This window comes from Providencia sp. PROV080, from assembly GCF_033688105.1.
Taxonomy (GTDB): domain Bacteria; phylum Pseudomonadota; class Gammaproteobacteria; order Enterobacterales; family Enterobacteriaceae; genus Providencia; species Providencia zhejiangensis.
Window position 1 is genome coordinate 1,524,539 of record NZ_CP096346.1, and the last position, 15,095, is coordinate 1,539,633.

The window sequence follows — 15,095 nt, forward strand, 5'->3', positions numbered from 1 at the left end:
TACGAATGAAAGCACCTAAGTCAGCTAAAAACAAGAAACAGGAAGAAAATACCAGCTTTGTGAGCTGGCGTTTTGCTTTGCTGTGCGGCGGTATCCTGCTAGCTTTAGCTGGGCTGTTAGTGCGTGTTGCTTATCTGCAAATCATCGCACCTGAAAAACTGGTTAAAGAGGGCGATATGCGCTCTTTACGTGTACAGGAAGTCTCTACAGCACGCGGAATGATCAGTGATAGAGAAGGACGCCAACTTGCTGTCAGTGTGCCTGTGAATGCCATTTGGGCTGACCCCAAAGTGGTGTTTGAAAAAGGTGGGATCAATAACGATGAACATTGGAAAGCGTTAGCGGATGCGCTTGAAATCCCACTAGAACAAATCAAAACAAAAATTTCGGCGAACCCAAAAGGTCGTTTTGTCTATCTTGCTCGTCAGGTAAACCCTTCTATTGGTGAATACATCACAAAATTAAAATTACCGGGTATTTATCTACGTAAAGAATCTCGCCGTTATTACCCTTCAGGTCCGGTGACCGCACACTTAATTGGCGTAACCAATATTGATGGCGAAGGCATTGAAGGCGTTGAAAAAAGCTTTGAGCGCTGGTTAAAAGGCTCTCCGGGTGAACGAACAGTTCGTAAAGATCGTAATGGACGTGTTATTGAAACGGTTTCCTCCGTTGATAGTCAAGCGGCGCATAACCTCGTGCTCAGTATTGATGAGCGTATTCAATCCATTGTTTATCGTGAACTGACTAAGGGCGTACAGGAGAATAAAGCTGAATCTGGTGTCGCTATTTTAGTTGATGTGCATACCGGTGAGATTTTAGCTATGGCTAATAGTCCATCCTATAACCCAAATAATTTAGCGGGTACTCCGATGGATGCCATGCGTAACCGCGCGATAACCGATATTTTCGAGCCTGGTTCGACGGTGAAACCACTTGTTGTCATGAGTGCGTTAAACAACAAAATTATCAAAGAAAATACCGTGCTGAATACCTATCCATATCGTGTCAATGGCCATGAAATTAAGGACGTTGCGCGTTATGCGGAGTTATCAATAACGGGTATTTTACAGAAGTCGAGTAACGTGGGTGTTTCAAAACTGGCGTTAGCGATGCCTGCCACAGAGCTGGTGGATGTGTATAGCCGCTTTGGGTTTGGCAAGCCGACTAATCTGGGGTTAGTCGGGGAAAGTAGTGGCATCTTTCCAAGTAAAAAAACACGGTGGTCTGATTTAGATAGGGCCACCTTTTCTTTTGGGTATGGACAAATGGTCACTCCGTTACAATTAGTCCGTGCCTATGCAACAATTGGTAGCTTTGGAATATATCGCCCATTATCCATTACCAAAGTGGACCCACCTGTCCCAGGAACCCGAGTGTTCCCAGAACAAACCATGCGTACAGTGGTTCATATGATGGAAAGTGTTGCTCTACCGGGAGGCGGGGGAACACGTGCTGCGATAAAAGGTTATCGAATAGCGATTAAAACAGGTACTGCGAAGAAAGTCGGGCCTGAAGGGCGGTACATCAATCAATATATTGCCTATACAGCAGGTGTTGCACCTGCAAGTAACCCACGTTATGCCCTTGTCGTTCTTATCAATGAGCCTAAAGCGGGTAAATATTATGGTGGTGCAGTATCCGCACCGGTATTTGGTTCCATCATGGGCGGTGTTTTGCGAATGATGAATGTTGAGCCAGATGCATTACAAGCAGATGATAAAAGCGACATAGTGATCAATAAAAAAGAGGTTAAAAGTGGCAGATCGTAATCTTTGTGATCTTCTTTCGCCATTTGGCGTTAGCACAGCAAATATCTCACTACATGAGATGACGTTAGACAGCCGTAAAGCAGCGGCTGGTGATCTGTTTATCGCAATTAAAGGCCATCAATCGGATGGTAGGCACTATATCTCCCAAGCGATCGCTCAAGGTGTTGCAGCTGTCATCGCAGAAGCGAATGGCGAAGCGGATGAAGGTGAAATTCGTTACGTTCATGGGGTTCCTGTTATTTATTTGAATGACCTGAATAATCGTTTGTCTGCATTGGCCGCGGAGTTTTATCAGCACCCAGGTGCAAAAATGAAGTTGGTTGGTGTGACAGGAACCAATGGTAAAACGACGACAACACAATTAATTGCTCAGTGGGCAAAAGGGTTGGGTGAAACCAGCGCGGTGATGGGAACTGTAGGGAATGGTCTACTTGGACAGGTCGCGCCGAGTGAAAATACCACGGGTTCAGCAGTGGATATCCAAGTTGAATTAACCCAATTATTAAAATGTCAGGCGACATTAACCGCAATGGAAGTTTCTTCACACGGCTTAGTTCAAGGTCGTGTTGCTGCCTTACCGTTTGCTGCCGCTGTATTTACTAATTTAAGCCGTGACCATTTAGATTACCACGGTGATATGGAAAATTACGAAGCCGCGAAGTGGCTATTATTTTCCACGCATCAAACAAAAGCGCAAATTATTAATGCTGACGATGATGTCGGTTTGAAATGGCTGCAACGCTTACCAAAAGCCTGTGCTGTTTCAATGGAACAGCGTATTCCTGAACAGTGGCAAGGGCCATGGTTACAAGCCACAACGGTTGAGTATCACGACCGTGGAGCCACCATTCAATTTACCTCATCATGGGGTAACGGCACCTTAGAAAGTCCATTAATGGGGGCATTTAATGTCAGTAATTTGTTGTTAGCAATGAGTACATTGCTGATGATGGATTATCCATTAACGCAACTCTTGGAATCATCATCATCTTTATCGCCGGTGTGTGGTCGTATGGAAGTCTTTAGTGCGCCGAACAAACCAACGGTGGTGGTTGATTATGCGCATACCCCTGATGCGCTTGAGAAAGCATTAGCAGCGGCACGTTTACACTGTAAAGGAAAATTATGGTGTGTATTTGGTTGCGGGGGGGATCGCGATAAAGGTAAACGTCCATTAATGGGGGCGGCGGCTGAAGAGTGGGCAGACAATGTTGTCATTACTGATGATAACCCGCGTAGCGAAGAGCCATTAGATATCATCAATGACATTATGGCTGGCATTCTTGACTCTAGCCGAGTTCTGGCTATTCCGGGACGTGCTGAAGCCGTGACCAGTTCTATCATGCAAGCTAACGTGGATGACGTTATTGTTATTGCGGGGAAAGGCCATGAAGATTATCAAATTATCGGTCATCGCCGCTTAGATTATTCAGATAGATTGACGGTCGCTAGATTATTGGGGGTGGTAGCATGATCCCGCTAACGTTGTCTCAACTCGCCGCTATCACGGGTGGATATCTGTATCATGCCGATGGCGTTGATGCAGGAACACGAGTATTAAGCGATGTGAGCACGGATAGCCGCCAAATTGGCGAGAACAGCTTATTTATTGCGTTGAAAGGTGAGCGTTTCGATGCCCATGATTTTGTGCCTTCAGTGGCTGAAGATGGTGCAGCGGCTGTGCTGGTTGAGCGTCAACTTGATATTGATTGCCCTCAAGTCGTTGTCGCAGATACGCGTCTGGCCATGGGACAGCTTGCTGCTTGGGTACGCCAACAAAGCCAAGCCAAAGTAGTTGGCTTAACGGGGTCGTCGGGGAAAACATCGGTAAAAGAAATGACGGCCTCTATTTTGTCGCAACGCGGTAAAACACTGTATACCGCGGGTAATTTAAACAATGATATCGGTGTACCTTTAACGTTGTTTAGGCTAACTCACGAATATGAATATGCAGTGATTGAAATGGGGGCGAATCACCCTAATGAGATCGCGTACACCACGAATATCGTTAAGCCGCAAACTGCTCTTGTGAATAACTTGTTCGCGGCTCATTTAGCTGGATTTGGCTCACCTGAAGGCGTTGCTAGGGCAAAAGGTGAAATATACCAAGGTCTACCGGATGAAGGCACCGCAATTGTTAATCTTGATAGTTGTTCTGCCAAATGGCAGTTTCAGCCACGCCAAACGGTGTGGTGTTATTCATTAACAGCGCAAGATAAAGCGGATTTTTATCCTTCTGACATTGAGGTCAAGCAGCTTTCAACCGATTTTACTTTGCATACACCCGTTGGACAGGTTGCTATCACTTTACCTCTGCCAGGCATGCATAACATTGCTAACGTTTTGGCGGCTAGTGCTTTGGCTATCTCAGTGGGCGCAACGCTGGAAGATATTCGTCAGGGGCTAGCCACAACTCAAGCTGTGCCGGGGCGTTTATATCCAGTGCAGTTGAGTGAGACAAAAGTTGTCTTGGATGACACTTATAATGCCAATGACGGCTCAATGATTGCAGCCATTCATGTTTTAGCTAAAATGCCCGGTTATCGCATTTTAGTGGCCGGAGATATGGGTGAACTCGGCGATTATGCAAAAGAGTGTCATCAACGAGTTGGTATAGCCGCAAAAGATGCAGGTCTGGATAAAGTACTGAGTGTCGGTACGCTGAGCGAAATGATCAGTCAATTCAGTGAATGTGGAGAGCACTTTGCATTCAAAAAAGACTTATTAACCCGACTGATTCCGCTAGTACAGCAGAATGAAGTTGTTTCTATTTTAGTTAAAGGTTCACGCAGCTCCGCGATGGAAGATGTAGTGAATGCATTGAAGGAGTGCTTTGCATGTTAGTCTGGCTTGCCGAAATATTGGTGCATCAATTTTCTGTCTTTAACGTCTTCTCATATTTGACGTTTAGAGCCATCGTCGGTTTGCTGACAGCACTTGCCATTGCGTTATGGATGGGGCCACGTTTAATTACTTACTTACAAAAAATGCAGATTGGTCAGGTTGTACGTGATGTTGGACCTGAATCGCATTTTAGTAAGCGTGGTACGCCAACAATGGGAGGAATACTGATCCTGTTTTCGATCAGCATCTCAGTATTGCTCTGGGCGCGTTTAGATAACCCATACGTTTGGTGTGTATTACTCGTGTTAGTCGGGTATGGCCTTGTCGGATTTGCGGATGATTACTTGAAAGTGGTCAGAAAAAATAGCCGAGGGTTGATTGCTCGTTGGAAATATTTTTGGCAGTCACTGATTGCACTTGTGGTTGCATTTTCAATGTACGCAGTAGGGAAAGATACCCCTGCAACGCAATTAGTGGTGCCGTTCTTTAAAGACATCATGCCACAACTTGGGCTGCTGTATATTTTGTTGGCGTATTTTGTGATTGTTGGTACCAGTAACGCGGTTAACTTAACGGATGGCCTTGATGGATTAGCGATTATGCCAACGGTTTTCGTGGCAGCCGGTTTTGCATTAGTGGCGTGGGCAACGGGTAACGTCAACTTTGCTAGTTACTTAAATATTCCATTTTTACCACATGCGGGTGAATTAGTTATTGTTTGTACGGCGATAGTGGGGGCGGGGCTCGGGTTCCTATGGTTTAACACTTATCCTGCGCAAGTTTTTATGGGCGATGTTGGCTCCCTTGCTCTTGGTGGTGCACTCGGTACGATTGCCGTTTTATTACGCCAAGAGTTCCTGTTGGTCATTATGGGAGGCGTCTTTGTTGTTGAGACATTATCCGTCATCCTACAGGTGGGTTCTTTCAAATTACGTGGTCAACGTATATTCCGTATGGCGCCAATTCACCATCATTATGAGCTGAAAGGTTGGCCGGAACCACGCGTAATTGTACGTTTTTGGATTATTTCCTTAATGCTGGTACTGATTGGACTGGCAACACTGAAGGTACGTTAAAATGGCAGGTATGCAGGGTAAACAGTCTCAGGGTAAAAAAGTGGTCATCATTGGGCTGGGGTTAACTGGCCTATCTTGTGTGCACTTTTTCTTATCACACGGCGTTATTCCGCGAGTGATGGATACCCGAGCTGTTCCTCCGGGCGTTGAACAATTACCGAAAGAGGTGGAATGCCATCGCGGTAGTTTAAACAACCAATGGTTGCAAGAGGCGGACTTAATTGTTGCCAGCCCCGGTATTGCATTAGCGACACCTGAATTACAGCAAGCGGCGAATAACGGTATTGAAATTGTCGGTGATATCGAATTGTTCTGCCGCGAAGTTGATGCGCCTGTTATTGCGATCACAGGCTCTAATGGAAAAAGCACCGTGACCTCTTTGGTGGGGGAAATGGCTCAAGCTGCGGGTATCTCCGTTGGTGTTGGCGGAAATATCGGTATTCCAGCATTGTCTTTGTTAAATCAAGGTCACCAACTGTATGTGTTAGAGCTATCTAGTTTTCAATTAGAGACGACATCCAGCTTAAAAGCCCTTGCAGCAACAGTTTTGAATGTCACTGAAGACCATATGGATCGCTATCCGCTAGGTCTAGCGCAGTACCGCGAAGCGAAGTTACGTATCTATCATCATGCGTTGAATTGTATTGTTAATGCTCAAGATCCATTGACGTTACCACAGCATACCGATGAGGAAGCATGCATTAGCTTTGGTGTTGATAGTGGCGATTATTATTTTGATACACAGCAGCGGACATTGGTCGCAAAAAATGAAGTGCTGATCAAGGTTGATGACATGCACTTAACGGGACAACACAATTATACCAATGCATTAGCGGCTCTTGCTCTTGCTGATATCGCGGGTATAGCTCGCCATGCAAGTTTAAGTGTGCTGAAAAATTATGCAGGATTAACGCACCGTTTCCAACTGGTGTTACTGAATAACGGGGTGCGTTGGATTAACGATTCCAAAGCAACCAATGTGGGTAGCACTGAAGCGGCACTGAATGGCTTAAAAGTAGAAGGTACACTGCATCTTCTACTTGGGGGTGATGGTAAATCGGCAGATTTTACACCATTGAAGCCCTATCTTGCTCAGGACAATGTGCGCCTGTACTGCTTTGGTCGAGATGGTAAAGCACTAGCTCAGCTGGAACCTGAAAAATCCGTGTTGACTGAGACAATGGAACAGAGCATGCGTTATTTAGCTCCGAATCTAAAATCAGGGGATATGGTTTTACTCTCACCGGCATGTGCAAGCCTCGATCAATTTAAGAATTTTGAGCAACGAGGTGCCATTTTTGCTCAGTTAGCGAAGGAGCTAGGCTGATGACGATACCGGGTGCTTTACGTTTGAAGAATTGGGTGATTGGAGAGAAAGGGGGTGTCATCGCTGGCTCTACACTCTACGATCGCACCTTGGTATGGCTGGCTTTGGGATTAGCCGCTATCGGTTTTGTTATGGTGACATCGGCATCGATGCCTGTTGGGCAGAGACTGACTGACGACCCATTTTATTTTGCTAAACGTGATGTCATGTATTTAGCTGTCGCCTTTATCTTAGTTTTAGGCGTGATGCGAGTTTCCATGGCTGTTTGGGAAAAATACAGCTTTGTGTTGTTGATGGTTTCTCTTTTACTGTTAGCGGTTGTACTGGTAGCGGGTAGTTCCGTTAACGGTGCATCACGTTGGATTGATGTTGGGATTGTAAAAATTCAGCCAGCAGAAATTTCTAAATTCGCGCTATTTTGCTATGTATCCAGCTACTTAGTGAGAAAATCAGACGAAGTAAGAACTCGCTTCCTAGGCTTTGTCAAACCCATGTGTATTTTAATTATCATGGCGTTATTACTGCTGTTACAACCGGATTTAGGAACGGTTATCGTCCTCGTCGTGACGACATTAGGGTTGCTATTCTTAGCTGGAGCACGATTAGCCCCCTTTATTATTGGGATTGCCGCTTGTGTTGTTGGTGTACTCGCCTTGATTTGGTTGGAACCTTATCGTTTGCGCCGTGTGACATCATTTCTCAATCCATGGGAAGACCCATTTGGAAGTGGTTATCAGCTAACCCAATCGTTGATGGCATTCGGTAGGGGTGAGTTATTGGGTCAGGGACTGGGTAATTCGGTGCAAAAACTTGAATATTTACCAGAGGCTCACACTGACTTTATTTTTTCCGTTTTAGCGGAAGAGCTGGGGTATGTTGGTGTTGTTTTGGTTTTACTGATGGTTTTCATGTTGGCATTTAGGGCGATGATGATTGGTCGTCGTGCATTGCTAGCTAACCAATTATTTGCTGGGTATTTAGCTTGCTCAATCGGTATTTGGTTTACTTTTCAGGCATTAGTAAACGTAGGGGCAGCAGCAGGTATGTTGCCAACTAAAGGGTTAACCTTACCATTGATTAGCTACGGTGGGTCGAGCTTGCTCGTGATGTCCGCGGCTATCGCAGTATTATTACGTGTAGATTTTGAAACGCGTCTGGAAAAAGCCCAGGCGTTTGTAAGGAGTGCTAAATGAGTCAAGCAAAAAGGTTACTGGTCATGGCGGGTGGGACTGGGGGACATGTTTTCCCAGGTTTAGCTGTGGCGCATTATTTGCAGGCTCAAGGCTGGGAGATCCTCTGGCTAGGTACTGCCGACCGTATGGAAGCGACACTAGTGCCGCAACATGGCATCGACATTGAGTTTATCCGAATATCAGGGCTCCGAGGTAAAGGCATTATGGCATTAGCCGCCGCGCCTTGGCGGATAGGCAAGGCAGTTTGCCAAGCAAAAGCGATTATTAAGCAGTATCGACCCGATGCTGTGCTGGGAATGGGGGGCTATGTTTCTGGTCCCGGTGGAATTGCGGCATGGTTATCGGGAGTGCCCGTCATTCTGCACGAGCAAAACGGTATAGCCGGTTTAACCAATAAATGGCTTTCAAAAATAGCTAAACGTGTTTTACAGGCATTTCCGGGCGCTTTTCCGCATGCCCCTATTGTTGGAAATCCAGTTCGTAAGGATGTATTGGCACTGCCATTGCCAGAAGAGAGATTATCGAATCGCGATGAGAGAATACGCGTACTGGTAGTAGGGGGGAGTCAAGGCGCGCGTATTTTGAATCAAATTATGCCTGAAGTTGCTGAAAAAGTCGGCAAACAGTTAAATATCTGGCACCAAGCTGGAAAAGGAAGTAAAGAATCTACCGAAGCGTTGTATAATGAAAGGCTAAAAAATTCAGTTAATTCCGAGTATAAAGTTACTGAGTTTATTGATGATATGGCTCAAGCTTACGCATGGGCGGATATTGTGATCTGTCGTTCAGGTGCTTTAACAGTGAGTGAAATCGCTGCGGCAGGGTTACCTGCTATTTTCGTACCTTTTCAACATAAAGATCGTCAGCAATATTGGAATGCTTTACCGTTAGAAAAAGCGGGGGCGGCCAAAATACTTGAGCAACCTCAGTTTACTGCGGATAACGTCGCTAGCCTGCTGGAGCAGTGGGATCGACAAGAATTATTATCGATGGCTATCAAAGCACGTTCTTGTGCGATTACCGATGCGACCGAACGAGTCGCGGCGGTGATTAGTGAAGTGGCTAAATAGCCGCGATCATCGATAAAACGACATTGATATAGAATTAACAAAAGCGAAGACATAGAGTGAATACACAACAGTTGGCGAAATTAAGAACAGCAGTGCCTGAAATGAGAAGAGTTCGGCACATCCATTTTGTCGGTATCGGCGGTGCTGGCATGGGTGGTATTGCCGAAGTACTGGCTAATGAAGGTTATCAAATCAGTGGTTCTGATTTAGCGCCAAATGCAGTGACTCAGCAACTGACCGCTTTAGGAGCAACGATTTATTTTAATCATCGCCCTGAAAATGTTGAAGATGCGAGTGTTGTTGTCGTTTCAACGGCCATTTCTGCGGATAATCCAGAAATTCAGGCAGCACACGAGTTGCGTATTCCTGTTATTCGTCGTGCTGAAATGCTGGCTGAATTAATGCGTTATCGACATGGTATCGCTGTCGCAGGTACGCATGGTAAAACGACAACGACGGCTATGATTTCAGGAATTTATGCTCAAGCAGGTTTAGACCCAACATTTGTTAATGGGGGGTTAGTGAAATCTGCGGGGACTCATGCTCGTTTAGGAAGTAGCCGTTATCTGATTGCTGAAGCGGATGAGAGTGACGCATCATTTTTACATTTGCAGCCTTTGGTTGCGGTAGTGACCAATATTGAAGCTGACCATATGGACACTTATCAAGGTAATTTTGAAACCTTGAAAGATACGTTCATCAACTTTTTGCACAACTTACCATTTTATGGTCGTGCAGTGATGTGTATTGATGATCCGGTGATCCGCTCATTATTACCGCGTGTAAGCCGTTATGTGACGACTTATGGTTTTAGTGACGATGCGGATGTGCGTATTGTTAAGTATGAACAAAAAGGTAATCAAGGCTTCTTTACTATCGCCCGTGAAAATATGCCTGAGTTGACGGTGGTTCTTAATGCACCAGGTCGACACAATGCCCTTAATGCGGCAGCCGCTGTGGCGGTAGCAACGGAAGAAGGGATTGATGATCAGCATATTCTCTCTGCACTTATAGAGTTTCAGGGGACAGGGCGTCGTTTTGATTTCTTAGGCAATTATTCATTACGCCATGTTAATGGTAAAGAAGGGGAAGTGATGTTGGTTGATGATTATGGTCATCACCCAACTGAAGTGGATGCGACGATTAAAGCGGCAAGGGCGGGTTGGCCTGACAAGCGAATTGTGATGGTTTTTCAGCCACACCGCTATTCACGTACTCGCGATTTATATGACGACTTTGCACATGTTCTCAACCAAGTTGATGTGTTACTGATGTTGGAAGTGTATCCAGCGGGGGAGAAACCTGTACCCGGTGCAGATAGCCGTTCATTATGCCGAACAATTCGTGGTCGTGGTCAACTTGACCCGATTTATGTGGCAGAGCCTGAACAAGTCGCGCAACTGCTCGCTCAAGCACTGGAGCCTAATGACTTAATTTTGGTTCAAGGTGCTGGAAATATTGGTAAAATAGCCCGTAATCTTGCCGAGACAAAATTACAGCCACCAATGGCAGAGGAGTAAACTCATGGCCGAAAAAATTGCGGTGTTATTTGGCGGTACATCTGCTGAACGTGAAGTCTCTCTGCAATCTGGGCAGGCAGTACTTGCGGGTTTACGTCAGGCCGGTGTTGACGCTCATCCAATTGATACGAAAGACTTTCCTGTTATCACGCTTAAGGAAAAAGGATTCGATAAAGTATTTATCGCCCTTCATGGTCGTGGTGGTGAAGATGGTACTATACAAGGGATGTTGGAGTTCTTAGGGTTACCTTATACGGGGAGTGGCGTAATGGCTTCCGCTCTCAGTATGGACAAATTAAGAACCAAACAACTTTGGGAAGGCGCAGGCTTACCGGTCGCACCTTACGTTTCATTGAGTCAATTTAGCTTTAGTCAGTTGACGGAAGCAAAAATTTCAACATTAGTGTCACATCTAGGACTCCCCCTTATTGTCAAACCGAGCTTAGAAGGGTCAAGTGTAGGGATGAGCAAAGTTGATAACATGGATGATTTATCAACCGCGTTGGAATTAGCATTTCGTTTCGATGAAACAGTATTAATTGAAAAGTGGTTAAGTGGGCCGGAATTTACGGTGGCGATGATTGGTGAGCAAGCGCTCCCTTCCATTCGTATTCAACCTGCTGGGGTATTTTACGATTATGATGCGAAATATCTTTCAGATGAAACACAGTATTTTTGCCCAAGCGGCTTAGATGAAAAATCAGAAGCTGCGTTGTCACAATTGGCGGTACGTGCTTATCAAGCTGTTGGTTGTCGTGGTTGGGGACGCGTTGATGTGATGCAAGACAGTGATGGTCAGTTCTATTTATTAGAGGTGAATACCTCACCAGGCATGACGAGCCACAGTTTAGTTCCGATGGCCGCACGTCAAGCAGGTATGGATTTTTCGCAGTTGGTGGTACGTATTTTGGAATTGGCTAACTGATATGTCACAGGCAGCATTAAATGTTCGACATCATAAGCATAATGATGGCAGCAATGACCCAAACTCAGGCCCAAGTAATGGGGCATTTCTTGGTGGGTTGATTTTTTTCTTAATGGTTGTTGGAACAATCATTTGGAGTGGCTGGACCGTCATGAATTGGATGAAAGATGCGGACAGGCTGCCAATGTCAAAGTTAGTACTGACGGGGGAGCGTCATTACACAACAAATGATGATGTCAGAAAAGCGATATTAGCACTTGGTCAACCGGGCACGTTTATGACCGTGGATGTCAATGCCATTCAAAATCAGATCAGTGCTATGCCATGGATACGTCAAGTCACAGTTCGTAAACAGTGGCCTGATGAGTTAAAGATTCATCTGGTAGAATATGTTCCTTACGCTCGTTGGAATGATCAGAACATGGTTGATAGTGAAGGGCGAGTTTTTAGCCTCCCCGCGAGTGAGAGTAACAAAGGCGATTATGCGTTACTTTATGGCCCTCAAGGTAGCCAAAAAGAAGTTATCAAAGAGTATGTTGAATTTAAAAGAATACTGGCAGAACAAAATTTAAAATTGAAATCAGTCTCTATGACTGCACGCCATGCTTGGCAACTTATTTTAGATAATGATGTTCGAATAGAACTCGGAAAAAAAGATGTACTTGAGCGGTTAAATCGTTTCCTTGAACTTTATCCGCTGTTGCAGCAAACCACAGATAAACGTGTTGATTATGTCGACCTTCGTTATACCAGTGGCGCTGCGGTGGGGTGGGCTCCTTTATTAGTGGATGCACCACTGGAGTTACAATAATGAATATTGCTAATAACTCAGACTAGGCAGAAGCAAATGATCAAAACGACGGACAGAAAATTAGTTGTAGGCCTTGAAATTGGGACTTCCAAGGTGTCGGCCCTTGTAGGCGAAATTCTGCCCGATGGTATGGTGAATATTATCGGGGTGGGAAGTTGTCCATCTCGTGGAATGGACAAAGGTGGCGTTAACGATCTGGAGTCAGTCGTTAAATGTGTACAAAGGGCGATTGATCAGGCTGAGCTGATGGCAGATTGCCAAATTTCTTCAGTTTATCTTGCGTTATCGGGTAAGCATGTTAGCTGTCAAAATGAAATTGGTATGGTACCTGTGTCGGAAGAAGAAGTGACACAAGAAGATGTTGACAGTGTTGTTCATACCGCTAAATCAGTCCGAGTTCGCGATGAACATCGCATTCTTCATGTTATACCGCAAGAATTCGCGATTGATTATCAAGAAGGTATTAAGAACCCTGTTGGTTTGTCTGGTGTACGTATGCAAGCCAAAGTTCATTTGATCACTTGCCACAACGATATGGCAAAAAATATCGTGAAAGCCGTTGAACGTTGTGGGCTGAAAGTTGATCAGTTAATTTTTGCTGGACTTGCTGCTAGCTATTCTGTTTTGACGGAAGATGAGCGGGAGTTGGGGGTTTGTGTCGTTGATATTGGCGGCGGCACGATGGATATGGCGGTGTACACCGGTGGTGCATTACGTCATACCAAAGTAATTCCTTATGCAGGCAATGTTGTGACCAGCGATATTGCTTATGCTTTTGGAACTCCACCAAGTGATGCAGAAGCGATCAAAGTTCGTCATGGCTGTGCTGTCGGTTCGATAGTCAGCAAAGATGAAACGGTGGAAGTACCTAGCGTGGGAGGACGCCCACCAAGAAGTCTGCAACGTCAGACTTTAGCGGAGGTCATTGAACCACGCTATACAGAGCTGTTAAACCTCGTAAACGAAGAAATTTTAAATTTACAGGAACAGTTACGTCAACAAGGTGTCAAACACCATTTGGCAGCGGGGATCGTGCTTACTGGAGGCGCTGCGCAAATAGACGGTCTCGTCGAATGTGCACAAAAAGTCTTCCATACACAAGTCAGGATTGGTACCCCGCTCAATATAACAGGCTTAACGGATTATGCTCAGGAGCCATACTATTCAACTGCGGTTGGGCTTCTGCATTACGGTAAAGAAAGCCATCTTGGCGATGATACCGAAACGGAAAAACGTGCTTCAGTTAAAGGGTGGTTTAGTAAAATCACTGGTTGGCTGAGAAAAGAATTTTAATTTTTATTCAGAAGCATATTATTAGCTTCGAAGTAAGCACAAAACGGAGAGACATTATGTTTGAACCAATGGAGCTAACCAACGATGCGGTGATTAAAGTCATCGGCGTTGGTGGCGGCGGCGGTAACGCCGTTGAACACATGGTGCGTGAGCGTATTGAAGGCGTTGAGTTTTTTGCCGTCAATACTGACGCACAGGCACTGCGCAAAACCGCAGTCGGACAAACAATCCAGATTGGTACTGGTATTACTAAAGGCCTAGGTGCAGGAGCAAACCCTGAAGTAGGTCGTAATGCCGCTGAAGAAGATCGTGAAGCTTTACGCAATGCACTTGATGGTGCAGACATGGTCTTCATTGCAGCCGGTATGGGTGGTGGTACAGGTACAGGTGCTGCTCCAGTCGTGGCTGAAGTTGCTAAAGAGCTGGGTATACTAACGGTTGCCGTCGTGACTAAGCCTTTCAATTTTGAAGGCAAAAAGCGTATGGCATTTGCGGAATCGGGAATTACTGAGTTATCAAAACATGTTGACTCATTGATTACGATCCCGAACGATAAACTATTAAAAGTCTTAGGTCGTGGTATCTCTTTATTGGATGCTTTTGGTGCTGCAAACGATGTCCTTAAAGGTGCCGTTCAAGGGATTGCAGAACTGATCACACGCCCTGGCTTGATGAACGTGGACTTTGCTGACGTACGTACTGTTATGTCAGAAATGGGCTACGCAATGATGGGTTCAGGTGTTGCTCGTGGTGAAGATCGTGCTGAAGAAGCGGCTGAAATGGCTATTTCAAGTCCACTTCTAGAAGATATCGACCTTTCTGGTGCACGCGGCGTTCTTGTCAACATTACCGCTGGTTTCGATCTGCGTTTGGATGAGTTTGAAACGGTCGGTAATACCATTCGTGCATTCGCATCTGATAATGCGACCGTTGTTATTGGTACATCACTCGACCCTGAGATGAATGATGAACTACGTGTTACTGTTGTTGCAACAGGTATTGGGATGGACAAACGTCCAGAAATTACACTGGTCAATAACAAAATGTCACAGCAGGTTTCTATGGAACAGCGCTACCAGCAAATGCAAAGTAGCATGTCTTCTATGTCTTCATTGACAGAAGAAAAACCAGCTGCGGCGAAAGCGGTGAATGACCAAAATACGCAAACAAATAAAGAACCCGATTATTTGGATATTCCTGCATTTTTGCGTAAACAGGCCGATTAATTTTAATTATATTGGTTTCTCCGCTTTTTGTGCTAAAC

At 45.3% G+C, this 15,095-nt stretch carries 12 protein-coding genes; all 12 read left to right on the top strand.

What is annotated here, in order from left to right:
* Positions 1–5 precede the first annotated feature (5 nt).
* The 12 genes from ftsI (at position 6) to ftsZ (ending at position 15,057) form a co-directional block, all read left to right on the top strand.
* Complete coding sequence (gene ftsI, locus M1F03_RS06555; RefSeq protein WP_154622682.1) at positions 6–1,772, top strand: peptidoglycan glycosyltransferase FtsI; 1,767 nt, start codon at positions 6–8, stop codon at positions 1,770–1,772.
* Positions 1,759–3,246, top strand: coding sequence for a UDP-N-acetylmuramoyl-L-alanyl-D-glutamate--2,6-diaminopimelate ligase (murE, locus tag M1F03_RS06560; RefSeq protein WP_163860893.1), 1,488 nt, complete (start codon positions 1,759–1,761; stop codon positions 3,244–3,246). Before ftsI ends, murE begins: the two co-directional genes overlap by 14 nt.
* Complete coding sequence (gene murF / locus M1F03_RS06565) at positions 3,243–4,616, top strand: UDP-N-acetylmuramoyl-tripeptide--D-alanyl-D-alanine ligase (protein WP_251463842.1); 1,374 nt, start codon at positions 3,243–3,245, stop codon at positions 4,614–4,616. The genes murE and murF overlap by 4 nt, the downstream gene beginning before the upstream one ends.
* Positions 4,610–5,692: a phospho-N-acetylmuramoyl-pentapeptide-transferase gene (gene mraY, locus M1F03_RS06570; RefSeq protein ID WP_154622680.1), complete on the top strand. Its 1,083-nt coding sequence runs from the start codon at positions 4,610–4,612 to the stop codon at positions 5,690–5,692. The genes murF and mraY overlap by 7 nt, the downstream gene beginning before the upstream one ends.
* A 10-nt stretch (positions 5,693–5,702) precedes the next feature.
* Positions 5,703–7,019 carry a UDP-N-acetylmuramoyl-L-alanine--D-glutamate ligase gene (gene murD, locus M1F03_RS06575; protein WP_251465269.1) on the top strand — a complete coding sequence of 439 codons (1,317 nt, stop codon included), beginning with the start codon at positions 5,703–5,705 and terminating at the stop codon, positions 7,017–7,019.
* The gene (gene ftsW, locus M1F03_RS06580) at positions 7,019–8,212 is read left to right on the top strand and encodes a cell division protein FtsW (protein ID WP_154622678.1); all 1,194 of its coding nucleotides are present in this window, start codon (positions 7,019–7,021) and stop codon (positions 8,210–8,212) included. Before murD ends, ftsW begins: the two co-directional genes overlap by 1 nt.
* Complete coding sequence (gene murG / locus M1F03_RS06585; protein ID WP_154622677.1) at positions 8,209–9,282, top strand: undecaprenyldiphospho-muramoylpentapeptide beta-N-acetylglucosaminyltransferase; 1,074 nt, start codon at positions 8,209–8,211, stop codon at positions 9,280–9,282. The genes ftsW and murG overlap by 4 nt, the downstream gene beginning before the upstream one ends.
* A 101-nt stretch (positions 9,283–9,383) precedes the next feature.
* Complete coding sequence (gene murC, locus M1F03_RS06590) at positions 9,384–10,802, top strand: UDP-N-acetylmuramate--L-alanine ligase (protein WP_230085795.1); 1,419 nt, start codon at positions 9,384–9,386, stop codon at positions 10,800–10,802.
* Between the two features lie 4 nt (positions 10,803–10,806).
* A complete protein-coding gene (locus M1F03_RS06595; protein WP_196713376.1) occupies positions 10,807–11,727 on the top strand; it encodes a D-alanine--D-alanine ligase in 921 nt (306 codons plus the stop codon).
* Between the two features lies 1 nt (position 11,728).
* The gene (ftsQ, locus tag M1F03_RS06600) at positions 11,729–12,538 is read left to right on the top strand and encodes a cell division protein FtsQ (protein ID WP_154622675.1); all 810 of its coding nucleotides are present in this window, start codon (positions 11,729–11,731) and stop codon (positions 12,536–12,538) included.
* Between the two features lie 36 nt (positions 12,539–12,574).
* Positions 12,575–13,831 (top strand): cell division protein FtsA, encoded by a 1,257-nt coding sequence (ftsA, locus tag M1F03_RS06605; protein WP_008910356.1) that lies wholly within the window; start codon positions 12,575–12,577, stop codon positions 13,829–13,831.
* Between the two features lie 56 nt (positions 13,832–13,887).
* Positions 13,888–15,057 carry a cell division protein FtsZ gene (ftsZ, locus tag M1F03_RS06610; RefSeq protein ID WP_154622674.1) on the top strand — a complete coding sequence of 390 codons (1,170 nt, stop codon included), beginning with the start codon at positions 13,888–13,890 and terminating at the stop codon, positions 15,055–15,057.
* Positions 15,058–15,095: the final 38 nt, after the last annotated feature.